General features: G+C 69.2%; 28 protein-coding genes. 6 read left to right on the top strand and 22 right to left on the bottom strand.

What is annotated here, in order from left to right; all coding sequences use genetic code 11:
• Positions 1-38 precede the first annotated feature (38 nt).
• The 4 genes from HCT63_RS16810 to HCT63_RS16795 form a co-directional block, all read right to left on the bottom strand.
• On the bottom strand, positions 39-848 hold the full coding sequence (locus HCT63_RS16810; protein ID WP_167007563.1) for a tyrosine-protein phosphatase: 810 nt from the start codon (positions 846-848) through the stop codon (positions 39-41).
• Complete coding sequence (locus HCT63_RS16805) at positions 845-1,723, bottom strand: YihY/virulence factor BrkB family protein (protein WP_167007560.1); 879 nt, start codon at positions 1,721-1,723, stop codon at positions 845-847. Before HCT63_RS16805 ends, HCT63_RS16810 begins: the two co-directional genes overlap by 4 nt.
• Positions 1,724-1,786: 63 nt before the next feature.
• A complete protein-coding gene (locus tag HCT63_RS16800; RefSeq protein ID WP_167007557.1) occupies positions 1,787-2,068 on the bottom strand; it encodes a hypothetical protein in 282 nt (93 codons plus the stop codon).
• 20 nt (positions 2,069-2,088) lie between these two features.
• Positions 2,089-3,870 carry a 3-hydroxybutyryl-CoA dehydrogenase gene (locus HCT63_RS16795; RefSeq protein WP_167007554.1) on the bottom strand — a complete coding sequence of 594 codons (1,782 nt, stop codon included), beginning with the start codon at positions 3,868-3,870 and terminating at the stop codon, positions 2,089-2,091.
• A gap of 158 nt (positions 3,871-4,028) precedes the next feature.
• Here HCT63_RS16795 and HCT63_RS16790 point away from each other — a divergent pair, with 158 nt between their 5' ends.
• Both HCT63_RS16790 and nucS read left to right on the top strand, forming a co-directional pair.
• Positions 4,029-4,571, top strand: a complete 543-nt coding sequence (locus tag HCT63_RS16790) for a hypothetical protein (RefSeq protein WP_167007551.1) — start codon at positions 4,029-4,031, stop codon at positions 4,569-4,571.
• A gap of 19 nt (positions 4,572-4,590) precedes the next feature.
• Positions 4,591-5,268, top strand: a complete 678-nt coding sequence (gene nucS / locus HCT63_RS16785; protein WP_167007548.1) for an endonuclease NucS — start codon at positions 4,591-4,593, stop codon at positions 5,266-5,268.
• A gap of 112 nt (positions 5,269-5,380) precedes the next feature.
• Here nucS and HCT63_RS16780 read toward each other — a convergent pair whose 3' ends face one another.
• Positions 5,381-6,244 (bottom strand): SDR family NAD(P)-dependent oxidoreductase, encoded by an 864-nt coding sequence (locus HCT63_RS16780; RefSeq protein ID WP_167007546.1) that lies wholly within the window; start codon positions 6,242-6,244, stop codon positions 5,381-5,383.
• A gap of 99 nt (positions 6,245-6,343) precedes the next feature.
• Here HCT63_RS16780 and HCT63_RS16775 point away from each other — a divergent pair, with 99 nt between their 5' ends.
• Positions 6,344-6,853 carry an O-acetyl-ADP-ribose deacetylase gene (locus HCT63_RS16775; RefSeq protein ID WP_167007544.1) on the top strand — a complete coding sequence of 170 codons (510 nt, stop codon included), beginning with the start codon at positions 6,344-6,346 and terminating at the stop codon, positions 6,851-6,853.
• Positions 6,854-6,857: 4 nt separating this feature from the next.
• Here HCT63_RS16775 and HCT63_RS16770 read toward each other — a convergent pair whose 3' ends face one another.
• The gene (locus HCT63_RS16770; RefSeq protein ID WP_167007542.1) at positions 6,858-7,382 is read right to left on the bottom strand and encodes a hypothetical protein; all 525 of its coding nucleotides are present in this window, start codon (positions 7,380-7,382) and stop codon (positions 6,858-6,860) included.
• Between the two features lie 113 nt (positions 7,383-7,495).
• Between HCT63_RS16770 and HCT63_RS16765 the strand changes: the two genes are divergently transcribed.
• On the top strand, positions 7,496-8,059 hold the full coding sequence (locus tag HCT63_RS16765; protein WP_167007541.1) for an SLATT domain-containing protein: 564 nt from the start codon (positions 7,496-7,498) through the stop codon (positions 8,057-8,059).
• Positions 8,060-8,083: 24 nt separating this feature from the next.
• Here the strand turns inward: HCT63_RS16765 and HCT63_RS16760 are convergent, their stop codons facing one another.
• The 3 genes from HCT63_RS16760 to HCT63_RS16750 all read right to left on the bottom strand — a co-directional run bounded on the left by HCT63_RS16760 (position 8,084) and on the right by HCT63_RS16750 (position 11,675).
• A complete protein-coding gene (locus HCT63_RS16760; protein ID WP_255490715.1) occupies positions 8,084-9,010 on the bottom strand; it encodes an FAD-dependent oxidoreductase in 927 nt (308 codons plus the stop codon).
• 28 nt (positions 9,011-9,038) lie between these two features.
• The gene (locus tag HCT63_RS16755; RefSeq protein ID WP_167007537.1) at positions 9,039-9,563 is read right to left on the bottom strand and encodes a ferritin; all 525 of its coding nucleotides are present in this window, start codon (positions 9,561-9,563) and stop codon (positions 9,039-9,041) included.
• A gap of 99 nt (positions 9,564-9,662) precedes the next feature.
• Positions 9,663-11,675, bottom strand: coding sequence for a methylmalonyl-CoA mutase family protein (locus HCT63_RS16750; protein WP_167007535.1), 2,013 nt, complete (start codon positions 11,673-11,675; stop codon positions 9,663-9,665).
• 95 nt (positions 11,676-11,770) lie between these two features.
• Between HCT63_RS16750 and HCT63_RS16745 the strand changes: the two genes are divergently transcribed.
• Complete coding sequence (locus HCT63_RS16745; RefSeq protein WP_167007533.1) at positions 11,771-12,085, top strand: hypothetical protein; 315 nt, start codon at positions 11,771-11,773, stop codon at positions 12,083-12,085.
• 55 nt (positions 12,086-12,140) lie between these two features.
• Positions 12,141-12,713, top strand: a complete 573-nt coding sequence (locus tag HCT63_RS16740) for a cob(I)yrinic acid a,c-diamide adenosyltransferase (protein WP_167007531.1) — start codon at positions 12,141-12,143, stop codon at positions 12,711-12,713.
• A 28-nt stretch (positions 12,714-12,741) separates the two neighbouring features.
• Here HCT63_RS16740 and HCT63_RS16735 read toward each other — a convergent pair whose 3' ends face one another.
• The 13 genes from HCT63_RS16735 to HCT63_RS16675 all read right to left on the bottom strand — a co-directional run bounded on the left by HCT63_RS16735 (position 12,742) and on the right by HCT63_RS16675 (position 22,794).
• A complete protein-coding gene (locus HCT63_RS16735; RefSeq protein WP_167007529.1) occupies positions 12,742-13,206 on the bottom strand; it encodes a DUF2550 domain-containing protein in 465 nt (154 codons plus the stop codon).
• Between the two features lie 48 nt (positions 13,207-13,254).
• Positions 13,255-13,647 carry a F0F1 ATP synthase subunit epsilon gene (locus HCT63_RS16730; protein ID WP_167007527.1) on the bottom strand — a complete coding sequence of 131 codons (393 nt, stop codon included), beginning with the start codon at positions 13,645-13,647 and terminating at the stop codon, positions 13,255-13,257.
• Between the two features lie 22 nt (positions 13,648-13,669).
• The gene (atpD, locus tag HCT63_RS16725; protein WP_167007526.1) at positions 13,670-15,109 is read right to left on the bottom strand and encodes a F0F1 ATP synthase subunit beta; all 1,440 of its coding nucleotides are present in this window, start codon (positions 15,107-15,109) and stop codon (positions 13,670-13,672) included.
• Positions 15,110-15,112: 3 nt separating this feature from the next.
• Positions 15,113-16,045 carry a F0F1 ATP synthase subunit gamma gene (locus HCT63_RS16720; RefSeq protein WP_167007525.1) on the bottom strand — a complete coding sequence of 311 codons (933 nt, stop codon included), beginning with the start codon at positions 16,043-16,045 and terminating at the stop codon, positions 15,113-15,115.
• Between the two features lie 6 nt (positions 16,046-16,051).
• Positions 16,052-17,689, bottom strand: coding sequence for a F0F1 ATP synthase subunit alpha (gene atpA / locus HCT63_RS16715; RefSeq protein WP_167007524.1), 1,638 nt, complete (start codon positions 17,687-17,689; stop codon positions 16,052-16,054).
• Positions 17,690-17,755: 66 nt separating this feature from the next.
• Complete coding sequence (locus tag HCT63_RS16710; RefSeq protein ID WP_167007523.1) at positions 17,756-18,565, bottom strand: F0F1 ATP synthase subunit delta; 810 nt, start codon at positions 18,563-18,565, stop codon at positions 17,756-17,758.
• A complete protein-coding gene (locus HCT63_RS16705; protein ID WP_167007522.1) occupies positions 18,565-19,110 on the bottom strand; it encodes a F0F1 ATP synthase subunit B in 546 nt (181 codons plus the stop codon). Before HCT63_RS16705 ends, HCT63_RS16710 begins: the two co-directional genes overlap by 1 nt.
• Positions 19,111-19,138: 28 nt before the next feature.
• Positions 19,139-19,348, bottom strand: a complete 210-nt coding sequence (gene atpE / locus HCT63_RS16700) for an ATP synthase F0 subunit C (protein WP_149769333.1) — start codon at positions 19,346-19,348, stop codon at positions 19,139-19,141.
• A gap of 64 nt (positions 19,349-19,412) precedes the next feature.
• Complete coding sequence (gene atpB, locus HCT63_RS16695; protein WP_167007521.1) at positions 19,413-20,207, bottom strand: F0F1 ATP synthase subunit A; 795 nt, start codon at positions 20,205-20,207, stop codon at positions 19,413-19,415.
• A gap of 76 nt (positions 20,208-20,283) precedes the next feature.
• Complete coding sequence (locus tag HCT63_RS16690) at positions 20,284-20,484, bottom strand: AtpZ/AtpI family protein (RefSeq protein WP_167007520.1); 201 nt, start codon at positions 20,482-20,484, stop codon at positions 20,284-20,286.
• A 27-nt stretch (positions 20,485-20,511) separates the two neighbouring features.
• Positions 20,512-20,946 (bottom strand): hypothetical protein, encoded by a 435-nt coding sequence (locus HCT63_RS16685; RefSeq protein ID WP_167007519.1) that lies wholly within the window; start codon positions 20,944-20,946, stop codon positions 20,512-20,514.
• 81 nt (positions 20,947-21,027) lie between these two features.
• A complete protein-coding gene (locus HCT63_RS16680; RefSeq protein ID WP_167007517.1) occupies positions 21,028-22,149 on the bottom strand; it encodes an MraY family glycosyltransferase in 1,122 nt (373 codons plus the stop codon).
• A gap of 3 nt (positions 22,150-22,152) precedes the next feature.
• Positions 22,153-22,794, bottom strand: a complete 642-nt coding sequence (locus tag HCT63_RS16675; RefSeq protein WP_243843088.1) for an L-threonylcarbamoyladenylate synthase — start codon at positions 22,792-22,794, stop codon at positions 22,153-22,155.
• Between the last annotated feature and the right edge of the window lie 6 nt (positions 22,795-22,800).

Genomic DNA, 22,800 nt, shown 5'->3' with positions numbered 1-22,800 from the left:
GATCACCCTTCGCGGGTGACGTTGAGCCTGGACAGGCCTCAGCACTCGGTCAGGAGGGCACGAAGGGCCTCCCGGCGGTCCGGGCCGACGCCGAGTCCCTCGGCGAAGTACGTCGCGAGATCGCCGTACTGCGTCCGCGCCTGCGCCATGCTCGTCTCGAGGTACGCCTCACGGACCCCGAGGACCGGGCGGAGCAGTGCGGGATCGCCGCCGTGCGCCGCGAACTCGTCGAAGACGGGCTTGAGCGCCGGGAGGAGCTGGTCGTTGGTGAGCAGGTACTCGCGCACCACGTCCTCCTCCGGCACGCCGACCATCAGGAGGGTCGTCGCCGCGGCCCACCCCGTACGGTCCTTGCCCGTGGTGCAGTGGAACAGCACGGGGCCGCGGTCGAGCGCGAGGAGGTCGGAGAAGAACGTCCGGTACGCCGTACGCGCGCTCGGGAGGGCGACCAGCTGCGTGTAGGCCCGGCTGAGCAGCTCCTCCGCCTGCCCGTCGCCGAGGAGCGTCTTGGCGCGCTTCGGGTCCTCGAGGATCGTCGCCATGTCGGTGGGTGTGGCGTCGGTGTCGTCGGCGAGGATGTCGAGCACGACGTGCTCGGCCCCCGGCACCACGACATCCGGGCGCAGTGCGCGCTCGGGTTGGGTCCGCAGGTCCACCACCGTCCGGATGCCGAGCGCGGCGACCGCGTCCAAGTCCGCTCCGCTCAGCCGGCTCAGGTCCGTCGATCGGTAGAGCACTCCGTCGCGGACACGGCGCCCGTCGCTGGTCCTCCACCCGCCGAGACCGCGCAGGTTGGGGAGCGTCTCCAAGAGGATCGGCGCACCTGGGTACGTCGCGGGATCGATCATGGGTCCTCCTGCCGAGTCAGGCGCGGGGCCACCCGTCCCACCCAGGCCATCATGGTGGCGGTGATGCCCCGGCCGCGCATCCAGACCGACAGCTCGTAGCCGACGACGGCGGTGCCGACCAGCACGTACGCCACGACGACGAGCCACGCGACGATCGCGAACGCGACACCGATCACCCCGTAGCGCTGGGCGTCGATCGCGATGAGGTGCGGCACGTACAGATGGGTCCACCAGCCGGCCGCGAGCTGCACGCCCGTCGTGAGGATCGCCGCGGGCAGCAGGGCCTCGACGGTGGCACGCCCCGCCAGCTCGATCCGGAGCAGCATCATCCACAGCGGCACCGAGATCACCACTTGGACCGGGACGCCCGCGGGACCGAGGAGGTGTCCGACCCAACCGACCACGACGAACATCGCGAGCATGAAGAAGACGCCGAGGAAGCCGGCCGAGGCGGCCTTCACCCGTGGCGCGGCCTCGAGAGACCAGGCGAGCTCGTACATCCGCTGGAGCGTCCGTGAGAAGGAACCGATCGACAGCAGCAGGATCACGAAGCTCCCGAGGGTGAACCCGCCCGTCGCGTCCGGCGGCGACGCGAACAGCAGGCTCATGGCCTCGGCGGCGCTGCCGGTGAGACCGAAGTAGTCGATGAGCAGGTCGTCGACCTGCTGGTCGCCCGAGCTGGACAACCAGCTCGAACCGACGACCAGGAGCGGGATCAGGGCGATGAACGCCTGGCCGGACAGGGTGATCGCACGGTTCCGCCCGTCCATGTCGTACATGTGACGCACGCAGCGGCCGGGGAAGGACGCGTCGAACCACGCCTTGACGGCGACGGCCCTCCCGACCCAGGCCTCTGTGCTGGCACGCCGTCCCACCGCACAAGTCTCACCGCGTGCCTCGCGGTGAGCCTCACCCGTGGCGGGTGAGGCCGCGGGCGGTCAGCGGCGGCGTCGCCAGCAGGGGCTGTGCCAGTGTCGGCGCTCCTCGAGGCCCGAGGTGCTCAGGAGCCCCGGCTCGAGCGGCCACACGACGACGTGGGGCGTCGCCGGACGGATCGGCTGCGCGCAGCCGGGGCAGGTGTACGTCTTGGTGGACGTCGCCCCCGTGATCGTACGGACGACCCAGTCGCCGTCGCCGCGCTCCTCGACGCGCTGGTGACCGCCATTCAGCGGCGGAGGAGCACCCCGTGGTCCACGGGGTGTGCGACGTCGGCGAGACATGGCTCCAGCGTACGGACCGCTCAGCGGCGGGCGTAGTCGCGAAAGCCGCGTCCGGTCTTGCGCCCGAGGTAGCCCGCGGTCACGAGGTGCTCGAGCAGCGGCGCCGGCGCCCAGGCGGGCTCACGGAACTCGCGGAAGAGGGTCTGCTCGATCGCCAGCGACACGTCGTTGCCGACGACGTCGAGCAGCTCGAACGGACCCATCGGCAGCCGGCAGCCGAGCTTCATCGCGACGTCGATGTCGTCGGCGGTGGCGTAGTGCGCCTCGAGCATCTTGACGGCGTCGTTGAGGTACGGGAAGAGCAACGCGTTGACGATGAAGCCCGCGCGGTCGCCGCACGACACGGGGTGCTTGCCGATCTGGGCGCACAGCGCCGTGACGGTCTCGCTCACTTCGTCGGCGGTCGCCACGGTCGAGACGACCTCGACGAGCTTCATCACCGGCGCGGGGTTGAAGAAGTGCATCCCGATGATGTCGGCCGGGCGGCTGGTGACCGCGGCGCACGCGATGACCGGCAACGAGGACGTTGTCGTGGCGAGGATCGCACCGGGCTTGCAGAGGCGGTCGAGGTCCTTGAACAGCTCGACCTTCACGTCGAGATCCTCCGCGATCGCCTCGACGACGATGTCGACGTCGGCCAAGGCCTCGCGCTCGGTGCTGCCGGACAGCCGCGCGAGGACCTCGGCCTTCTTCTCCTCGGTGGACCTGCCGCGCGAGATGGCCTTGTCGAGCGACTTGGTGATCGCAGCACGGACGCCGTCGAGCTTGTCGGGCGTGCGTCCGACGTAGACGACGTCGTAGCCGGCCTTGGCGAAGACCTCGACGATGCCCGCGGCCATGGTGCCGGTGCCGACGACACCGACGGTGGCGATGTCGCGGCGCAGCTGCGGCGCGACATCGGCCGACGGGGTGGCGGCATCGGCGACGACCTCCGACGCGTACTCCTCGGTGTACGTGTAGAAGCCGCGGCCGGACTTGCGGCCGAGGAGGCCGGCGGTGACCATCTGTTTGAGGATCGGCGACGGCGCGTGGACACGCTTGCGGTCCTGGAGGTACATCGTCTCGAGGATCTCGTACGCGGTGTCGAGGCCGATGAGGTCGAGAAGCGCGAGCGGGCCCATCGGGTAGCCGCAGCCGAGTCGCATCGCGGCGTCGATGTCCTCGCGCGTCGCGTACTGCGCCTCGTACATCGAGGCCGCGTGGTTGAGATAGGCGAAGAGCAGCGCGTTGGCGATGAAGCCGGCCTTGTCGCCGACGGTGACGGGGCTCTTGCCCAGACGCTGCGCCAGGGCGACGACGTCGTCGACGACGTCGGGCGCGGAGACGACCGTCCGGACGACCTCGACGAAGTCCTGGACCGGCGCCGGGTTGAAGAAGTGGAGCCCGACGACGCGGCTGGGGAGCTTGGTGGCCGACGCGATCTCGGTGACCGAGAGCGCCGAGGTGTTGGATGCGAGGATCGCGTCGTCACGGACGATCTTGTCGAGCTGCTGGAAGACGTCGATCTTGACGTCGAGCTGCTCGACCACGGCCTCGATGACCAGATCGACGTCGGCGAGGGAGGTCAGGTCGGTGGTGTAGGTGATGCGACCGAGCAGAGCCGCACGGTCGTCGTCGGCCAGCTTGCCCCGCTCGGCGGCGCGCTGGGTCGAGTGCGCGATCGTGCCGCGGCCGTGGTCGAGCCCCGCCTCGTCGCGATCGACGCCGATCACCGAGATGCCGTTGCGGGCGAGCACCTCTGCGATGCCGGCACCCATGGTGCCCAGGCCGACGACTCCGACTGAGTTGATCTCGCGCGCCACGGATGTCTCCTGTGTTCGGGGAGGACGTAAGTTACCGGCAGGTTACTACCGGGTGGGCAGGAGTCTCGCAGCGATCACACACCTCGCGCCGTGACTCAGGTCACGCCGTGCCTGTGGAGAACCGTGCCGCTGCGTTCGGCTGCACCTAGCATGGCCGGATGCCCCGTCTCGAGGAAGCACTCCGTTCCGCCCCCGCCGCTGCGTCGGGCGGCCGTCGCGCAGCCCCCGCGATGGTCCTCGCGCTCGTCCTCACGGTCGCCGGGTGTGGCGAAGGCGATACGAGCGCAGGCACACCCGAGGGCACGGTCACCTCATCCGCACCGACAGCGACCACGGCGCCCACCACGACTCCGACGACCGAGCCGACGCCCGAGCCCGCGCCCGAGACACCGACGACGCCGGCGCCCTCCCCACCCTCCGACACCAGCTCCACCCCCAGCACCGGCGAGCTCGCCGCAGCCAAGGCGGGACGCGGTCCCGTCGGCGTGTGGCGCAACCGCGAACTGCAGTGGGTGCTGCGCATCAAGAAGAACGGACGCTTTGTCGATGACTTCGCCGGCGTCAAGAACATCCGCTCCGGCAAGTGGCGCCTCAAGGGCAAGAAGGTGATCCTCAAGGGCGGCGACGGCGTGACCACCCGGGGCAGGCTCAAGTCCAAGACCCTCACCATCAGGGGGACCGTGCTCGTCCGCGTCCGATGAGGCTCGCTAGCCTGTCGGGGTGCGACTCGTCATTGCCCGTTGCCAGGTCGACTATGCAGGTCGCCTCACGGCCCACCTCCCGATGGCCACACGTCTCATCCTCGTGAAGTCGGACGGATCGGTGTCGATCCACTCCGACGACCGGGCGTACAAGCCTCTCAACTGGATGAGCCCTCCGGCGACGCTGCGCGAGGTCAGGACCGAGGACGGCGCCCTCGAGTGGACGGTCTCGGCCACCAAGACCGACGACACGCTGCGGATCCTCATCGACGAGCTCGTCCACGACTCGAGCCACGACCTGGGCATCGACCCGGGGCTCCAGAAGGACGGCGTCGAGAAGCACCTCCAGGAGCTCCTGGCCGAGCACCCGACGACGCTCGGTGACGGCATGACCCTGGTGCGCCGCGAGTACATGACCGCGATCGGCCCCGTGGACCTCTTGTGCAAGGACCCCGACGGCGCCTCGGTCGCGATCGAGGTGAAGCGACGCGGCGAGATCGACGGCGTCGAGCAGCTCACGCGCTACCTCGAGCTGATGAACCGCGATCCCCTGCTCGCCCCCGTACGCGGCATCTTCGCGGCGCAGGAGATCAAGCCGCAGGCCCGCACGCTCGCGACCGACCGTGGCATCGAGTGCCGCGTCGTCGACTACGACGCGCTGCGCGGCATCGACGACCCGAGTCTGCGCCTGTTCTGAGCGCGCGAGCCCCTTATGGGGCTCCTAGGCTCGCCCGCATGGCCGCCGACGGTGGAGTCGCGCCTCAGAGAGGACGACGACCACCCACGGCGGGCGCTCGTCGGCCTGCCCGCTATGACGTCTCGGGAGCGGCGGGCCAGGTGAACGCGGGATCACGCGCGTACTCGTCGCGGCGCCAGGCCAGTGCCATCGCCACCATCTCGTGGGCACCGCGACCGATGATCACGCGACGTGGCGGGGCGGGCTGGGCGACGAGCGCGAGGAGAGCCGCCGCGGCCACCTCAGGGGGCTCGTCGGCGTCGACGGCAGCGTCGTCGGCGGCACCGTCGGGATAGGACGGCATGCCGAGCACCGCTTCGCGCACCGGCGCGTACGCCGTGATCGCGCTCTCGGCGAAGGCCATGCTCGTGCCCGCCCAGTCGGTCGCGAAGCCGCCCAGCTGCGCCATGGTCACGTGGATGCCGAACGGCGCGACCTCGTCGGCCATCGCGCTGCTGAACCCTTCGAGCCCCCACTTGCTCGCGTTGTAGAGCCCGAACAACGGAACGGTCCCGACCGCACCGACGGTCGAGATCTGGACGACGTGGCCGCCGCCCTGCGCACGCAGGTAGGGCAGGGCAGCCTGCGAGACCCAGATCGCGCCGAGCAGGTTCGTGTCGAGCTGACGGCGCACCTCGTCCTCGGCGAGCTCCTCGATCGCGCCGATCTGCCCGTACCCGGCGTTGTTGACCACGACGTCGAGTCGTCCGAGCCGGCCGTGAGCCTCCGCGACTGTCCGGACGACGGCGGACCGGTCGGTCACGTCGAGCGGGAGAACGACGAGCTGGTCTCCGTACGCGGCGGCGAGGTCGTCGAGCACGGCGGGCGTGCGTGCGGTGGCCGCGACCCTGTCACCAACCTCGAGGGCGGCGACGACGAAAGCCCGCCCCAGCCCTCGTCCTGCTCCGGTCACGAACCAGGTCCGTTGCTGGGTCATGGCACTCCCTGTCCTCGTCGGGTGGCGAGACGATGCGTCTCGTCTCGTACGAGACTACACGCATGGCCCCGCTCGCCGCCATCAGGTATGCAAGGAGGCATGATCCGCATCGAGGTCGTCCAGGGCGACATCACGACCGTCCGGGCTGACGCCGTCGTCAACGCCGCGAACAGCACGTTGCTCGGCGGTGGCGGCGTGGACGGCGCGATCCACCGCGCCGGCGGGCCGGAGATCCTCGAGGCGTGCCGCGAGCTGCGGGTGACGAGCCATCGAGAGGGACTGCCGACGGGCGACGCGGTCGCGACCACGGGCGGCCGCCTCCCGGCCCGCTGGGTCATCCACACCGTCGGCCCGGTGTGGTCCGGGCACGAGGACCGTACAGACCTGCTCCGGTCGGCGTACGCACGCAGCCTCGCGGTCGCCGACGAGCTCCAGGCACGCGTGGTCGCCTTCCCGCTGATCTCAGCCGGTGCGTACGGCTGGCCCCTGGACGATGCGGTCGCCGTCGCGGTCTCGACGATCCGCGGCGCCACGACCGAGGTCGAGCGGGTCGTCCTCGTCGCCTACGGCGAGGCGGCCGACCGGCTGCTGCGCGCTGCCGTGGATTGAGCCTTCACTCGGCGTCCGGCCCCTGCTCGCGCACGCGCTGCACGTGCGCGAGCGAGTCGCGCAGCTCGTCGAGCCACGTGTCCGCGTGCCGCTGGACCAGCCGCACGCACCAGCCGAGCGCGTCGCTGCGACTGCGCGCGACACCGCCGGCGACGAGCGTGTCGAGCACCTGCCGCTCGGGCTGCCGCAGCCGCGTCATCACCGGGGACGCGAGATGGGTGAAGAGCGCTCGCGTGTCACCGCACTCCACGCCCCACGACACCGTACGGGTGAACCGGTGCTGGGCTTCACGCGCGACCTCGATCCGCGCGTCCCGGGTACGCGCACGGAACTCACGGATCCGACCCTCGACCGCACCTGCCCGCTCGGCGTCGGAGGCCCCCTCAGGCAGAGCGGGCTCGGGGATGCGTCCGATCACCACGATCTCCTCGCGGTCGACGGTCACGCTGACGAGCTCCTCGAACAGCCCCTCGGGCAGGCGACCCGCGAACCACCCACGCACCTCGTCCGTCTCAGCCTCGGTAATCATGTAATCCGTCTTACGCCCGTTTGTCCGAAATGACAAGGGGTCTACGCCCGGGCCCTGGGACGACCGCCGCATTCTCGCCCAAGAAGGCAGCCGGTCCCGCTACGGTCCTGCGCATGTGGACGTATCGCGGTGACGAACCGACCGTCGTGCAGTGGCTGGTCACCATCCGGGTCGGGCACGAGGGCCACCGGCTCGCTGCCAAGGCCGCCCGCCGGCGGCACCGCCTCATCGGAGCGACGGCGGTCGTCCTCGCGGCGCTCGCCGCCTCCGCCAGCTTCACGAGCCTGCTGTCGGAGCCGCGCGCGTGGCTCCAGGTCACCGCCGGCGCGCTTGCCGTCGCGACAGCGGCCACGGCGCTGCTGCACACCTTGCTCAACGACGCGGACGTGATCGCCGCGCACCAGCGCGCGGGCGCCGAGTACGGCGACGCCCGACGCCAGCTCGAGCAGGCGATCTTGTCCGAGCGCATCACCGACGACCGCCTCTCCGAGATCCGCGCCGACTGGACCCGCGTCGAGAAGGCCTCCCCGACTCTGCCCGGGCGTGCGTCGCGGCGCGCGGCACAGCAGCTCGAGGCTCTTGCCGAGACCGTGGCGCCGCCCGCCGCTGCGACACCGGCCACCGTGGCGCGGGACGCCGAGATCGACGAGCCCCTCAAAGAGCTCACCGCGAGCTGATCACCCGGCAGCGCCGCCGGCGGCTCAGAGGGTGTCGAGCAGGTCGGCGACCTCGTCGGCGCACCCCCACGACAGTGTCACGCCAGCACCGCCGTGCCCGTAGCAGTGCACGACGGGGCTCGCGCCCTCGCGCCGCTCGAGCGCGAGCCGCACGGTCAGACGCGCGGGCCGCAGTCCGACCCGGACGCCGAGCACCGGTGCACCGCGAAGCGCCGGGACCAGCGCGGCGGCACGTGCCAGGATCGCCTCGGAGTCCTGCGTACGAGGGGCGAGGTCCCAGACTCCGGGCTCACTTGTGCCCCCGACCACGACGTCGTCGCCGCGCGGCACGACGTACGTGACGGTGTCGTCCCGGTCCGCGAGGACCACCTCGTCGACTCCGGGAACGGGCGGGAGGCGCAGCACCTGACCTCGTACGGGGCTGGTGGTCTCGTCACTGCTCAGCAGCCGGCTGCCGAGACCCGAAGCGTTCACGACCGCGTCCGCCCCGGGTGGCAGGGCCGACAGCGCCATGCGGGTGACCGTGCCGCCGGACGCAGCGAGCCTACGCTCGAGGTAGTCGAGGTAGCGCGGCATGTGCGCGACCGCCCCGTCGAACGTCCACCCGTCGGCGTAGCCGTCCGGAGGCGAGGCGATCCGGCGCAGGTCCGGCACCGCCTCGCGCCACCACGGATCGGGCGACCGCTCGGGCAGCAGCTCCTGAGTGCGCCGTACGAGCACGCCCGGACCTCCGTCCGACTCGTCCGCGGCGAGCGCGGCGAACACCTCGTACGACCTGCGGGCCCAGCCGAGGACGCGGTCGACGGGGAACGCGAGGTACGGATACCAGCAGGCCGCGGCGACGGCCGAGGTCGTCTCGCGCGGCAGGTCGCGCGCGAGGACGTCGACGTGGTGGCCGCGCTCAGCAGCCACCACGGCGCACGTCAGTCCCGTGACACCGGCCCCGACCACCAGGACTCGCACGGGTCCGCCGGGTGCCTCAGGCCCCGGCGACCGGCGGGGCGGTCGGATCGGCCGCCTCGCCCTTCTCCTCGCGAGCGACCCAGTGCTCGATCGCCTCGAGGTCGTCCGCCGACCGGGTCACGACGGCGAGGAGGTCGCTCATCTTGGAGACCTCCTCGACCTGCTCCTTGATGAACCACTGCATGAACTGGTCGGACGCGAAGTCGTTCGCGTCGCGCGCCACGCGGGTCAGCTCGTTGATCTGGTCGGTGACCCGCTTCTCCTGGGCAAGCGCCAATGTCACCGGCGCGACCGCGTCGTCGAAGTCGTTGATCGGGTCAGCGACGCCCGGGACGCGCACCGGCACGTCGGCGTCCAGGAGGTACTGCACCATCATCATCGCGTGGTCGCGCTCCTCCAGCGCCTGCTGGAAGAAGAGCGCCGCCATGCGCGGCATGGTGAGCGCGTCGTAGTAGCACGCGATCGCGACGTACTGCTGGTGTGCGGCGAACTCGTGCCCCACCTGCTCGCTGAGCAGCGCCGCGAACTTGTCGGATGCCATGTGCCTCACTCCTCGCTGCGGGCTCCCTGCCCGCGTCGTCGTCCGTACCCCCGACGCTAGTCGGAGGTACGGACGCATACCAGCAAGGCGTGGCTAGCCTCAGGCCAGATCGTTGGCCCTGCGGATCACGTCGACGATGTCGTCCATGATCTGCGTCATGCCGTAGTCCTTCGGCGTGTAGACCGCCGCGACACCCGCCTCGATGAGACGCCGTGCGTCGGACTCGGGGATGATGCCGCCGACGACGACCGGCACGTCCCCGATCCCCGCCTCGCGCAGCAGCGACAGCACGTCGGGGACGAGCTCCATGTGCGACCCGGAGAGGATCGACAACCCGATGCAGTCGACGTCCTCGTCCACGGCCGCCGCGACGATCTGTGTCGGGGTCAGGCGGATGCCCTGGTAGACGACCTCGAACCCAGCGTCGCGCGCACGCACCGCGATCTGCTCGGCGCCGTTGGAGTGTCCGTCCAGGCCAGGCTTGCCGACGAGCAGACGCAACCGTCCGCCGAGCTCCTCCCCGGTCGCCTTCACACGCTCGCGTACCGCGGTGAGCTCTGCTCCTGCCTCGGCCACTCCGACCACCCCCGTCACACCGGTCGGCGCGCGGAACTCGCCGAACACCTCGCGCAGCGCGCCTGCCCACTCACCGGTCGTCACGCCGACGCGCGCACCGGCCAGCGTGGCGTCCATCAGGTTCGCGTCGGTCTTGGCGTCGGTGCGGAGCCGCTCCAGCGCCTCGGCGACCTCCGCCTCGTCACGTTGCCCGCGCCACGCGATGACGCGCTCGATGGCGCTCGCCTCGGCCAACGGGTCGGCGGTCTGGATCGCCGCGTCGAGGTCGGCCGTCAGTGGCGACTCCTCGGTCTCCTTGTAGGCGTTCACGCCGACGACGAGCTGGTCGCCCGCCTCGATCTGCGCGCGACGCGCTGCGTGGGAGGCAACCAGCGCCTGCTTCATGTAGCCCGACTCGACCGCGGCGACCGCACCGCCCATCGCCTGGACACGGTCGATCTCCTCCTTGGCGCCGGCGACCAGCTCGGCGACCTTGGCCTCGATGACGTGGCTGCCGTCGAAGATGTCGCCGTACTCGAGCAGGTCCGACTCGTACGCGAGAACCTGCTGGAGACGCAGGGACCACTGCTGGTCCCACGGACGTGGGAGGCCGAGCGCCTCGTTCCACGCCGGCAGCTGGATGGCGCGGGCGCGGGCGTTCTTGCTCAGGCTGACGCCGAGCATCTCGAGCACGATGCGCTGCACGTTGTTCTCCGGCTGCGCCTCGGTGAGCCCGAGCGAGTTGACCTGGACTCCGTAGCGGAAGCGCCGCATCTTGGGGTCCTGCACGCCGTAGCGCTCGCGCGTGATCTCGTCCCACAGCTGGCCGAAGGCGCGCATCTTGCACGTCTCCTCGATGAACCGGACACCCGCGTTGACGAAGAACGAGATGCGTCCGACGACCTTCTCGAACTCCTCCGGCGGCACCTGCCCGGCGTCGCGGACCGCGTCGAGGATCGTGATCGCCGTCGACAGGGCGTAGGCGAGCTCCTGGACGGGCGTCGCGCCGGCCTCCTGCAGGTGGTAGCTGCAGATGTTGAGCGGGTTCCACTTGGGCATGTTGACGACCGTGTAGGCGATCATGTCGGTCGTCAGCCGGATCGAGGCCGCCGGCGGGAACACGTACGTCCCACGCGAGAGGTATTCCTTGATGATGTCGTTCTGGGTGGTCCCCGCGAGCTGGCCGACCCACTCCTGCGGGTCCTCGCCGGCCTCGCGCGCCTGCTCCTCCGCGACGACCTGATACATCGCGAGCAGCCACATGGCCGTCGCGTTGATGGTCATCGAGGTGTTCATCGTGTTGAGAGGGATGCCCTCGAAAAGGCGGCGCATCTCCCCGAGGTCGGGGACCGGCACGCCGACCTTGCCGACCTCGCCGCGGCTGAGCTCGTGGTCGGGGTCGTAGCCGGTCTGGGTCGGCAGGTCGAAGGCGACGGACAGACCCGTCTGCCCCTTCGCGAGGTTGCGGCGGTACAGCGCGTTGGAGTCAGCCGCCGAGGAGTGCCCGGCGTAGGTGCGCATCACCCAGGGGCGATCGCGAGGGGTCTTGTCGGCCATGCGGCTTAGGTTAGACGCTTGTGACCGGTCGGTAACACCCACGTGATCGGAGTCACGAGGGTCACATCGGGAGCCCGCGGGTGCACACTGACGGTATGGGTGGCAGAGGGGCTCTCGTCGGGTACGCGTTCGTGCCTCTCATCAGTCTGCTCGCCGTGGCCGGGCTGGCCCTGATCCTCAAGTGGGCGCACTCCCCCGGCAAGCGCGTCCGGCTCCCTTCGTACGGGATGCTCGTCCCCGTCGCTCGGTGCAAGGACCAGCACGGTGCCGAGATCACCGCGGCGCGACTGCGGACCGAAGGCATCCGGGCGTCGGTCACGCACGACGTCCGTGGGTGGCTCGTGCTCGCCTGGTCCGCGCAGGCGGATGTCGCCCGCGCGTGGGTCGCCGCCCGCCACCCCCACCCCTGACCTCGCGAGTCACTGCGCGCTCGAGAGTCAGTTCGCGAGGAATAGGGTGGGCGCCATGGTCAACCTCACCCGTATCTACACGCGTACCGGCGACGACGGCACGACCCGTTTGGTCGACATGAGCAAGACGTCGAAGCTCGACCTCCGGCTCCAGGCGTACGCCGACACCGACGAGCTCAACAGCCACCTCGGATACGCCCGGTCACTGGGCACGCTCGACGAGGACGTCGACGCGGTGCTCGCGCGGGTGCAGAATGACCTCTTCGATGTCGGTGCCGATCTGGGCGCTCCGGTCGTCGAGAACCCGGAGTACCCGCCGCTGCGTGTGGAGCCGGAGTACGTCGAGCGGCTCGAGCAGTGGTGCGACCACTACAACGCCGAGATCGAACCGCTGAGGTCGTTCATCCTGCCCGGCGGTACGCCTGCGGCGTCGGTCCTGCACATCGCTCGTACGGTCTGCCGACGATCCGAGCGCAGCGCGTGGGCAGCGATCGAGGAGCACGGCGACACGATGAACATCCTTACCGCGAAGTATCTGAACCGTCTCTCGGACCTGCTCTTCATTCTCGCCCGCTACGCCAACCGCGAGGTCGGCGACGTGCTGTGGGTCCCCGGCGGAGGGCGCTGACCCGCCCGTACGGGCGCAGCGGGGGGCGTCAGATGACGTTGTTGACTTCGCGGCCGGGAGGCGATGACTCCAGCCAGGCGAGGAGGCCCGTCAGCGCCTGCGGGCTGAGGGCGAGCTGGATCTCGGTCTCGCCGTCGACCGAGCACTGGACGATCGTGTTGCCCGCGTGCAGCGCAAACGTCTCTGAGCCGACCGGCTTGCGGCGCCCGAGCACCTCGACGTGGCCGCGCTCCAGCCGGAGTACAGGACGCGGGGAGAAAGAGAAGGTGCGGAACCACTCGAGATGGATGTCGCCGTAACGACCGATCCCTAGGGTCCACCCGCGAGGGTCACCCTCCTCGCGCGGAACATCACGCTTGCGGTTGACGCTGAGGTCGAACGTACTGCCGCCACGGGCGAGGATTCGCCGACGCGCTGCCAGCCCGATGACCGCAAGAACGACCAGGGCCAGAAGCAGGCCGAGGGAGTCGAGCACCCACAACCAGATCGGCATGTGTGCCCTCCTCCCTCGACGAGCGACTCAAGATCTCCTGTGTAGACCTTAGGACGCGAGCTCAACGGCGCGGATACGGGCCTCCAGACGGCGTACCGTCTCAGCGGCCTCTTCGTCGTCGCTTCCCTCGGACTTGATCCGCTCGAGGTCGTGCTTCGCGCGCTCCAGGTCGATGTCGTGCGACATGACCGCGCTCTCCGCCAGGATCGACACGCGGTTTGCGGCCACCGAGAGGAAGCCCGAGTCGACCGCGGCCACCCAGGTCTCCTTCGTGTCCGTCTCGATCTCGACGACCCCGTCGGCGAGCACCGACATCACCGGGGCGTGCCCCGGGAGGATGCCGATGTCACCGTCGAGCGTCCGAGTCATCAAGGACGTGGCCTCGCCGGACCAGAGCAGCCGGTCGGCGCTCACGAGCTCGACGTGCAGTGTGCCTGCCATCAGAGGACTCCTTCTCTCCCGATCAGGAGCTCTTCTGGATCTCGGCCCACTTCTTCTCGACGTCGTCCAGACCGCCGCACATGAAGAACGCCTGCTCGGCCACGTGGTCGTACTCGCCGTCCGAGATGCGCTTGAACGCATCCACGGTCTCGTCGAGCGGGACCGTGGAGCCCTCGATGCCCGTGAACTGCTTCGCCACGTAGGTGTTCTGCGAGAGGAAGCGCTGGATGCGACGGGCGCGGGACACGACCGTCTTGTCCTCCTCCGACAGCTCGTCGACACCGAGGATCGCGATGATGTCCTGCAGCTCCTTGTTGCGCTGGAGGATCTGCTTGACACGGGTCGCGACCTGGTAGTGGTCGGCCGAGATGTAGCGCGGGTCCAGGATTCGCGACGTCGACGTCAGCGGGTCCACGGCCGGGTAGATGCCCTGCGAGGCGATCTCACGGCTGAGCTCGGTCGTGGCGTCGAGGTGCGCGAACGTCGTCGCAGGCGCCGGGTCGGTGTAGTCGTCGGCCGGCACGTAGATCGCCTGCATCGAGGTGATCGAGTGGCCACGCGTCGACGTGATCCGCTCCTGCAGCACGCCCATCTCATCGGCCAGGGTCGGCTGGTAGCCCACCGCGGACGGCATACGGCCGAGCAGCGTGGAGACCTCCGAGCCGGCCTGGGTGAACCGGAAGATGTTGTCGATGAAGAGGAGCACGTCCTGCTTCTGGACATCGCGGAAGTACTCCGCCATCGTCAGCGCCGACAGGGCGACACGCAGACGCGCGCCCGGCGGCTCGTCCATCTGGCCGAAGACCAGTGCGGTCTGGCCGAGAACGCCCGACTCGTCCATCTCGACGATGAGGTCGTTGCCCTCACGAGTGCGCTCACCGACACCGGCGAACACCGACACACCACCGTGGTCGCGGGCAACACGGGCGATCATCTCCTGGATGAGCACCGTCTTGCCGACACCGGCGCCGCCGAACAGGCCGATCTTGCCGCCCAGGACGTACGGGGTGAGGAGGTCGATGACCTTGATGCCGGTCTGGAACATCTCGGTCTTCGGCTCGAGCGAGTCGAAGGACGGAGCCTTGCGGTGGATGCCCCAGCGCTCCTTGATGTCGAGCACCTCGCCCTCTTCGAGGTTGAGGCACTCGCCGATCGTGTTGAAGACGTGGCCCAGGGTCACGTCGCCCACCGGCACCGAGATCGGCTTGCCGGTGTCGCGCACGACGGCGCCGCGGACAAGGCCGTCGGTCGGCTGCATGGAGATCGCGCGGACCATGCCGTCACCGATGTGCTGGGCGACCTCGAGCGTGAGAGGGCGGCCCTCGGCGTCGAGCGCCGTGTGGACCTGCAGGGCGTTGTAGATTTCCGGCATCTGGTCCGTCGGGAACTCGACGTCGATGACCGGACCGGTGACACGGGCGATACGGCCCGTCGTCGTGGTCTCGTTGACAGTGGCAGTCATGTTTCACTCACTCCCGGCGGTCGCGTCGGCGAGGGCGTTCGCGCCACCGACGATCTCACTGATTTCCTGGGTAATCCCGGCCTGACGGGCCTGGTTGGCGATTCGGGTGTACTTCTGGATCAGGTCCTCGGCATTGTCGGTCGCGTTCTTCATCGCCTGCTGGCGAGCCGCGAGCTCCGATGCCGCCGCCTGGAGCAGGCAGAAGTAGAGCCGGTGGTTGACGTACTTCGGCAGGAGCGCATCGAGCACCTCCGACGCCGACGGCTCGAACTCGTACAGGGGGTAGACGTCGCCGTTCTCCGGCGCCTCCGTCCCCTCGACGACCTCGAGCGGGAGCAGCCGGATGACCTCGGGGGTCTGGCTGATCATCGAACGGAACCGGGTGAATACGATGTGGAGCTCGTCCACGGCACGCGCCGGGTCCCCGGTCTCCGGGTCCTCGGGATCGATGAGGAACGCGGACGTGAGGACGTCACCGATCTCGCGGGCGTTCGCGTAGCCCGGGCGGTCGGAGAAGCCGTTCCACGCCTGCACCACGGGGCGCTGGCGGAACCGGAAGTACGCCTCGGCCTTGCGGCCCGTCACGTACATGTCGACCTCCTTGCCCTCGGCGTGGAGCTTCTCGACGAGACGCTCCGACTCCTTGAGGACCGAGGACGAGTACGACCCGGCGAGACCGCGGTCGCTGGAGATGACCAGGACCGCGGCGCGCTTGGGCTCCGGGTTCTCGGTGAGCAGCTTGTGGTCGACGGCACCGAAGGTCGCAAGAGCGGACACCGCGCGCGTGAGCTCACGGGCGTACGGCGTCGCCGCCGCAGCCTGCTGCTGCGCCTTGACGATGCGCGACGCCGCGATAAGCTCCATGGCGCGCGTGATCTTCTTCATCGACTGCGTCGACTTGATCTTCGCACGGTACTCGCGCAGTGAGGTGGCCACGAGAGGTCAGCCTCGCTTCTGCTTGACGATCTGCTCCTGCTCGACATCCTCGTCGGCGAGAGCCTCGTGCTCTTCCTTGCCCGGCTTGATCGAACGGCCGTCGCTGGTCTCGAACTGGTTCGTGAACGCGTCGTACGCCGACTCGAGCGAGCTCGCCGAGTCGTCGCCGAACTTGCCCGTCTCACGGATGGTGTCGAGGATCGCCGGCTCGCTGCGACGCAGGTAGTCGAGGAACTCCGACTCGAAGCGCGAGATGTCGTCAACCGGCACCGGGTCGAGCTTGCCGGTTGTGCCCGCCCACAGCGAGACAACCTGCTCCTCGACCGGGAACGGCTGGTACTGGCCCTGCCGGAACAGCGCCATCAGACGCTCGCCGCGCGCCAGCTGCTGCTTGGAAGCGGCATCCAGGTCGGAGGCGAACATCGCGAAGGCCTCCATCGCACGGTACTGCGCGAGCTCGATCTTGATCGAGCCGGTGACGGCCTTCATCGACTTCAGCATCGCCGAGCTGCCGACGCGCGACACCGAGATGCCGACGTCCACCGCGGGGCGCTGGTTCGAGTTGAACAGGTCCGACTGGAGGAAGATCTGACCGTCGGTGATCGAGATGACGTTGGTCGGGATGTAGGCCGACACGTCGTTGGCCTTCGTCTCGACGACCGGGAGACCCGTCATCGAGCCCGCGCCCAGCTCGTCCGAGAGCTTCGCGCAGCGCTCGAGCAGCCGGCTGTGGAGGTAGAAGACGTCGCCCGGGTACGCCTCGCGGCCCGGCGGGCGGCGAAGCAGCAGCGACACGGCGCGGTAGGCCTCGGCCTGCTTGCTCAGGTCGTCAAAGACGATGAGGACGTGCTTGCCGTCGTACATCCAGTTCTGGCCGATGGCCGAGCCGGTGTACGGGGCGAGGTACTTGAAGCCCGCCGAGTCCGAGGCCGGAGCCGCGACGATCGTCGTGTACTCGAGAGCACCGGCCTCCTCGAGCGCCGAGCGCACCGAGGCGATGGTCGAGCCCTTCTGGCCGATCGCGACGTAGATGCATCGCACCTGCTGGCTGGGGTCTCCCGACTCCCACGCCTGCTTCTGGTTGATGATCGTGTCGATCGCGATGGCGGTCTTGCCGGTCTGACGGTCACCGATGATCAGCTGGCGCTGGCCACGGCCGATCGGCGTCATCGAGTCGATCGCCTTGATGCCGGTCATCAGCGGCTCGTGGACGCTCTTGCGCTCGACCACGGAGGGTGCCTGCAGCTCGAGCGCGCGGCGGCCGCTGGTCGCGACCTCGCCGAGGCCGTCGATCGGGTTGCCGAGCGGATCCACGACACGACCGAGGTAGCCGTCACCCACGGCGACCGAGAGGACCTCGCCGGTGCGCTTGACGGGCTGACCCTCCTCGATGCCGGCGAAGTCACCGAGGATGACGACGCCGATCTCGCGCGAGTCGAGGTTCAGTGCGAGACCGAGCGTCCCGTCCTCGAACTCGAGCAGCTCGTTGGCCATCGCGGACGGCAGGCCCTGGACGCGGGCGATCCCGTCCATCGCCTCCGAGACGACGCCGATCTCCTCGGTGGTCGCCTGCGGCTTGTAGTCGCTGACGAACTGCTGGAGCGCGTCGCGAATCTCATCGGGACGGATCGTGAGCTCCGCCATGTCAGTGCCTACCTTCTTCTCGATCGTGCTGGGGAAGTACTTGGTCCAGGGTTGTGAGGGCCATCGTCAGCCCACGAGTCCGCGACGCGCGTCTGCGAGCTTGGTCGACACCGTGGAGTCGATCCGCTCCCCGGCGATCTCGACGGACAGACCGCCGATCACAGCCGGGTCGACGGTGACGTCCACGTACACCTCTCGACCGTACTTGCGGGCCAATGCTCCGGCCAAACGCTGCTTCTCGTCGGCATCGAGCGCGTACGCAGCGGTGACCAGCGCCTGGAGGCGACCTGCGAGGACAATGGCGTCCTCGGAGAAGCCGGCGAGCGTCTGCTCGAACCCGTGGTTGCGTCCGGCGACCGCCTGTCGGGCCAGGGCGAGGGTCACGTCGTCCGCCTTGCCGTCGAGTAGACGTGAGACGAGGACCTTGCGGCCCTCGACGGAGGTCGCCCGGTCGCCGAGGGCCTGCCGAAGATCGGGGTCGGCCACCACGACGCGCGAGAACTCGAGGAGAGTGTCGGCGACTACGTCGAGCTGACCGTCGCGCTCAGCGCGGCTGAGGACCGCCTGGACACCAGCCTGCTCCAGCGCGTCGGCGACGTCACGCGCCGAACCCCACCGTCCCTGTGCGGCGATCGACACGATCTCCAGCGCACCGGAGCCGATCTTCTCGCCGAACAGGCTGCGGACGAGACCGGCCTTGGCCTCGCCCTCGCTGGCGGGGTCCGACAGCACGCGGCGGAGCACCGGGTTGGCGTCGAGCGCGCCGACGACCGCGAACACGTCCTCGCCTACGGCGACGCCCTCAGCGCCGTCGGCAGCAGCACCGCTGACGGCGTCGAGGACTTGGGCGAGCGAAGCCGCCGAAACGCCCCGCATCAGTTCGCCGATCCGTTCGACGAGCCCTCGAGGTCGACGATGAAGCGCTCGACGGTACGGCGCTGACGCGCCTCGTCCTCCAGCGACTCACCGACGATCCGCGACGCGAGCTCGGTGGAGAGCTGCCCCACCTCGCGGCGCAGAGACTGAACCGCCTGCGCGCGCTCGGCCTCGATCTGCTGGTGCGCGGCCGTGACGATGCGCTGAGCCTCGTCCTGCGCCTGGGTTCGCATCTCGGCAGTGATCGCGGCACCCTGCTCGCGCGCCTCCTCGCGGATGCGTGCGGCTTCGTGCCGGGCCTCGGCGAGCTGGGCGTTGTACTGCTCCAGCGCCGCCTTGGCCTCCTCCTGGGCCTGAGCCGCTTCCTTCATGCCGCCTTCGATCGCGGCGGCACGCTCGGCGTACGCCTTCTCGAAGTTCGGGACGACGAGCTTCGCGACCAGGAAGACGACGATCCCGAAGACGATCAGGCCGAGGATGACCTCGGACCAGACCGGGAGGATGGGGTTGTGCGCCTCCTCCGCGGCCAGCTGTGTGATGTCCATGTGGTGGGACCCTTACGTCTCGACTGGATCAGATAGGCAGGACGAACGCGAGCGCGACGCTGATGATGAACAGCGCCTCGGCGAGGACGAAGCCGAGGATCGCGATCGTCTGCAGGCGCGACTGCGCCTCCGGCTGACGGGCGACGCCGGCGATGTATGCGGCGAAGATGAGGCCGATGCCGACACCGGGACCGATCGCGGCAAGGCCGAGACCGATCATGTTCAGAGAGCCTTCCACGGCTTTTCCTTTCGTCGTCAGCGCCTAGGCGGCGCTTCTGGTGAAACTCTTTGGGGTGGGTGGGTCAGTGTTCGTCGGCGATGGCTTCGCCGATGTACATCGCGGTCAGCAAGGTGAACACGTACGCCTGCAGGAACATCACCAGCAGCTCGAGAAAGCTGACCGCGATGCCGAGCAGGAAGGACAGGACGCCGACCACGCCGTACAGCGCGTTGCCCGAGTCCAGCAGCAGATAGGCGCCGCCGGTCGCGAACAGGATCAGCAGAAGGTGGCCGGCGAACATGTTGCCGAAGAGTCGCAGCGTCAGCGTGATCGGCCGGATCAGGATGTTGGAGAAGAACTCCAGCGGCACGAGCAGGAGAAGGATCGGGCCCTTGATGCCACCGGGGACCGTCTCGTGCTTGAGGTATCCGACGAAGCCGTGCTTGGCGATGCCGACCGCGTTGTAGACCACCCAGGTGATCGCCGCCAGCGCGACGACGAAGCCGATGCGCGCGAACGACGGGAACTGGATGAACGGGATCACGCCGTAGTAGTTGTTCACCAGCACGAACATGAACAACGCGAACAGGTACGGCACGTACTTCATGTAGTGCTCGGACCCGATGTTGTCGCGGGCAATGCCGTTGCGGACGAAGTTGTAGATGTACTCGCCGGCGAACTGCATCCGCCCGGGGACCACCGCGGCACGACGCGAGAACGCGTACGTGAGGCCGACGACGACGAACCCCGAGAGGATCACCAGCACCATCGGCTTGGTGAAGTCCACACCGAAGATCGTGAAAATCGGGGGCAGCTCGAAGCTGGAGGGACCCGGCGGGTGGAACTCTGCGAGGACAGTCCGTCCTTCGGTGGTCACTCGATCACCTCATCTATGGCACGGTCGCGCCGCGGTTCCACGGGCGTCATGGGTACGTCGGGTAGCAGATGAACGGTCAGGACTTGTGCGGCGTGGCCGCGTACACGGTGAAGATCCCGAGCGCTGCCCCGAGGGCTGCGCCGGCGAACACCATGAACGAGGTCCCCCACCAGCGATCCAGTCCGAAGCCGATGGCTCCGTAGACCACGATCCCTCCGACGATCCGGCTGATCGCCTGGCTCAGGCTGCGTCGAGGACGTCGGGAGGATTCGCTCATTGCCAACGGAACGGTAGCATGCCCGGCTCACGACTCGACCCCCAGGTCGTACAGCGGCTGGCGGCTCGTCACGGCGGCAACGACGAACAGTGCGGTGCTCACGAGAGCACCCACGAGAAGGGTGATCCCGAGGGCTCCGCCGTGCACGACATCGCCGAGCGCACCCGACTGCGTGAGCACGAGAGCGAGGGCGGCAACGAAGAGCACGTTGGTCGAGTAGAGCAGGAGCGCGATGAGGAGCGTCGCGCCGTTCGCCGGCTTGGCGAGGACCTTGAGAGCGACGGCGGTGAACCCGAGCAGGAACGCGACGAGCGCGACCCCGATCAAGGACCCGACGACACCTGGCCCACCGGCCACGAGCGCGCTGCCGGCCATGCACGACACTGCCGCCGCGAGAACGACCCCACCGAGCACGCGGGTCACGCGTACGGGGCGTCGGGTCGAGCTCTGGGTGGTCGTCATGGGGGCGGCCGTCCAAACGTGCGGGTGGGTGTTTGTGAAAACTAGCACAAGCGCTTCACGGGCCCCAAACCCGGGGCCTTCTCAGGCTCGGCCCGTACGCCCGACCCGGGGCAGCCAGAACACCACGAACGCCGTCACGACCACCATCACCACCACCCCTGCGCTCGCCCGCCAGCCGCCGACGAGGCCTAGCGCGACAGCGCCGAAGGCGACCACGCCGGCGATCATGTACATCGCGAGCACGGCCCGCCGGTGGGAGTGGCCGATCTCGAGCAGCCGGTGGTGCAGGTGCAGCTTGTCGGGCGCGAACGGCGAGCGCCCCGCGCGGGTCCGGCGCACGACCGCCATCAGCAGGTCGACGAACGGCACGAGCAGCACCGCGAACGGCAGCAACAGCGGCAGCAGGGCGGGGACCAGCGACGCCTGCGCGCCGCCGAGGCCTTGTATCGCCTCGGCCGCCGAGAACCGCCCCGACAGCGAGACGGCCGAGCAGGCCAGCACGAAGCCGATGAGCATCGCTCCGGCGTCGCCGATGAACATCCGCGCCGGGTTGAAGTTGTGCGGCAAGATCCCCACGCACACGCCCGCGAGCGCGGCACACAGCATCGCGGCCGCGATGGCGTTGGTCTGCCGGTTCTCGGCGACCAGGACGAAGGCGAAGATGAAGAACGCGACCGCGCCGATCCCGACCACTCCCGCTGCCAGCCCGTCCAGACCGTCGACGAAGTTGACCGCGTTGACGCAGATCACGATCGTCAGGACGGAGAAGAGGATCGACTGCAGCGGGTCGATCGCCCAGGTGTTGCCGGGCAGCGGGAGGTAGACGAGCTGCACGCCCATGGAGACGGTGATCACCGCCGCCAGGAGCTGTCCGGCGAACTTCGTGAGCGCGTCGAGCTCGTACACGTCGTCGATGACCCCGACCAGCGTGATCACCGTCGCGCCGACCATGACGGCGCCCGCGTCCGCGAGGACCGCGTCCTCCGAGCTGGACAAGAACGGCATCCGCGCCGCGACAAGATAGGCCGCCAGCAGGCCGAACAGCATCGCCACGCCGCCGAAGTAGGGGATGGGCACCGCGTGGACGTCGCGGTCGCGCACGCGCGCGTACGCCCCGACCTTCATCGCGCCCTCCCGTGCCAGCACGGCGAGCAGATAGGTCACCGCCACAGCGACCAGGAAGACGACGAGATACTCGCGCATGGCTCAGGCGACCTCGAGCCCCAGCTCGATCAACCGCTCGGCGGTGACGGCGCCGGGACGGACGATCCGCGGGCGCTCCCCCGTACAGTCCACGATCGTCGACGGGACGCCGCTGCCCGAGGGTCCGCCGTCCAGATAGACCGCGACCGAGTCGCCGAGCTGCTCCTCGGCCTCGACGACCGTCGTCGCGGCAGGGTGGCCGGTGAGGTTCGCGCTCGAGACCGCGAGTGGGCCGGTGCGCTGAAGCAGGGCGAGCGTGGTGGCATCATCTGGCATCCGGACAGCGACCGTGCCCCGGGTCTCGCCCAGGTCCCAGGCGAGAGAGTCCTGCTGGTGGCAGATGACCGTCAACGGCCCCGGCCAGAGCGCCTCGACCATCGTGTAGATGTACGGCTCGACGCCCGTCGCCAAGGCGTCCAGCGTCATCGTCGACCCCACGAGGACCGGTGGCGGCATGTGCCGTCCACGACCCTTCGCCGCCAGGAGCGCGGCGACGGCGTCGGCGTCGAACGCGTCCGCTGCGATGCCGTACACCGTGTCGGTCGGCGTCACGACCAACTTCTGGCTCTGGAGGGCCGCCTTGGCGGCCTCCAGGCCTGCCTCACGCTCATCGTCGTCACCGACGCAAGAGAACCGTTCGCTCACAAGGGC

Source organism: Mumia sp. ZJ430 (assembly GCF_011751845.1).
Taxonomy (GTDB): domain Bacteria; phylum Actinomycetota; class Actinomycetes; order Propionibacteriales; family Nocardioidaceae; genus Mumia.
The sequence above is the reverse complement of the archived record's forward strand: the minus strand, read 5'-3'. Positions and strand labels throughout refer to the sequence as shown.

What these genes read in the sequence shown, in the direction of transcription:
- HCT63_RS16810 (WP_167007563.1), bottom strand. Translation starts at nt 848, where the DNA reads ATGATCGATCCCGCGACGTACCCAGGTGCGCCGATCCTCTTGGAGACG.
- HCT63_RS16800 (WP_167007557.1), bottom strand. Translation starts at nt 2,068, where the DNA reads ATGTCTCGCCGACGTCGCACACCCCGTGGACCACGGGGTGCTCCTCCG.
- HCT63_RS16790 (WP_167007551.1), top strand. Translation starts at nt 4,029, where the DNA reads ATGCCCCGTCTCGAGGAAGCACTCCGTTCCGCCCCCGCCGCTGCGTCG.
- HCT63_RS16780 (WP_167007546.1), bottom strand. Translation starts at nt 6,244, where the DNA reads ATGACCCAGCAACGGACCTGGTTCGTGACCGGAGCAGGACGAGGGCTG.
- HCT63_RS16775 (WP_167007544.1), top strand. Translation starts at nt 6,344, where the DNA reads ATGATCCGCATCGAGGTCGTCCAGGGCGACATCACGACCGTCCGGGCT.
- HCT63_RS16770 (WP_167007542.1), bottom strand. Translation starts at nt 7,382, where the DNA reads ATGATTACCGAGGCTGAGACGGACGAGGTGCGTGGGTGGTTCGCGGGT.
- HCT63_RS16765 (WP_167007541.1), top strand. Translation starts at nt 7,496, where the DNA reads ATGTGGACGTATCGCGGTGACGAACCGACCGTCGTGCAGTGGCTGGTC.
- HCT63_RS16755 (WP_167007537.1), bottom strand. Translation starts at nt 9,563, where the DNA reads ATGGCATCCGACAAGTTCGCGGCGCTGCTCAGCGAGCAGGTGGGGCAC.
- HCT63_RS16750 (WP_167007535.1), bottom strand. Translation starts at nt 11,675, where the DNA reads ATGGCCGACAAGACCCCTCGCGATCGCCCCTGGGTGATGCGCACCTAC.
- HCT63_RS16745 (WP_167007533.1), top strand. Translation starts at nt 11,771, where the DNA reads ATGGGTGGCAGAGGGGCTCTCGTCGGGTACGCGTTCGTGCCTCTCATC.
- HCT63_RS16740 (WP_167007531.1), top strand. Translation starts at nt 12,141, where the DNA reads ATGGTCAACCTCACCCGTATCTACACGCGTACCGGCGACGACGGCACG.
- HCT63_RS16735 (WP_167007529.1), bottom strand. Translation starts at nt 13,206, where the DNA reads ATGCCGATCTGGTTGTGGGTGCTCGACTCCCTCGGCCTGCTTCTGGCC.
- HCT63_RS16730 (WP_167007527.1), bottom strand. Translation starts at nt 13,647, where the DNA reads ATGGCAGGCACACTGCACGTCGAGCTCGTGAGCGCCGACCGGCTGCTC.
- atpD (WP_167007526.1), bottom strand. Translation starts at nt 15,109, where the DNA reads ATGACTGCCACTGTCAACGAGACCACGACGACGGGCCGTATCGCCCGT.
- atpA (WP_167007524.1), bottom strand. Translation starts at nt 17,689, where the DNA reads ATGGCGGAGCTCACGATCCGTCCCGATGAGATTCGCGACGCGCTCCAG.
- HCT63_RS16710 (WP_167007523.1), bottom strand. Translation starts at nt 18,565, where the DNA reads ATGCGGGGCGTTTCGGCGGCTTCGCTCGCCCAAGTCCTCGACGCCGTC.
- HCT63_RS16705 (WP_167007522.1), bottom strand. Translation starts at nt 19,110, where the DNA reads ATGGACATCACACAGCTGGCCGCGGAGGAGGCGCACAACCCCATCCTC.
- HCT63_RS16690 (WP_167007520.1), bottom strand. Translation starts at nt 20,484, where the DNA reads ATGAGCGAATCCTCCCGACGTCCTCGACGCAGCCTGAGCCAGGCGATC.
- HCT63_RS16685 (WP_167007519.1), bottom strand. Translation starts at nt 20,946, where the DNA reads ATGACGACCACCCAGAGCTCGACCCGACGCCCCGTACGCGTGACCCGC.
- HCT63_RS16680 (WP_167007517.1), bottom strand. Translation starts at nt 22,149, where the DNA reads ATGCGCGAGTATCTCGTCGTCTTCCTGGTCGCTGTGGCGGTGACCTAT.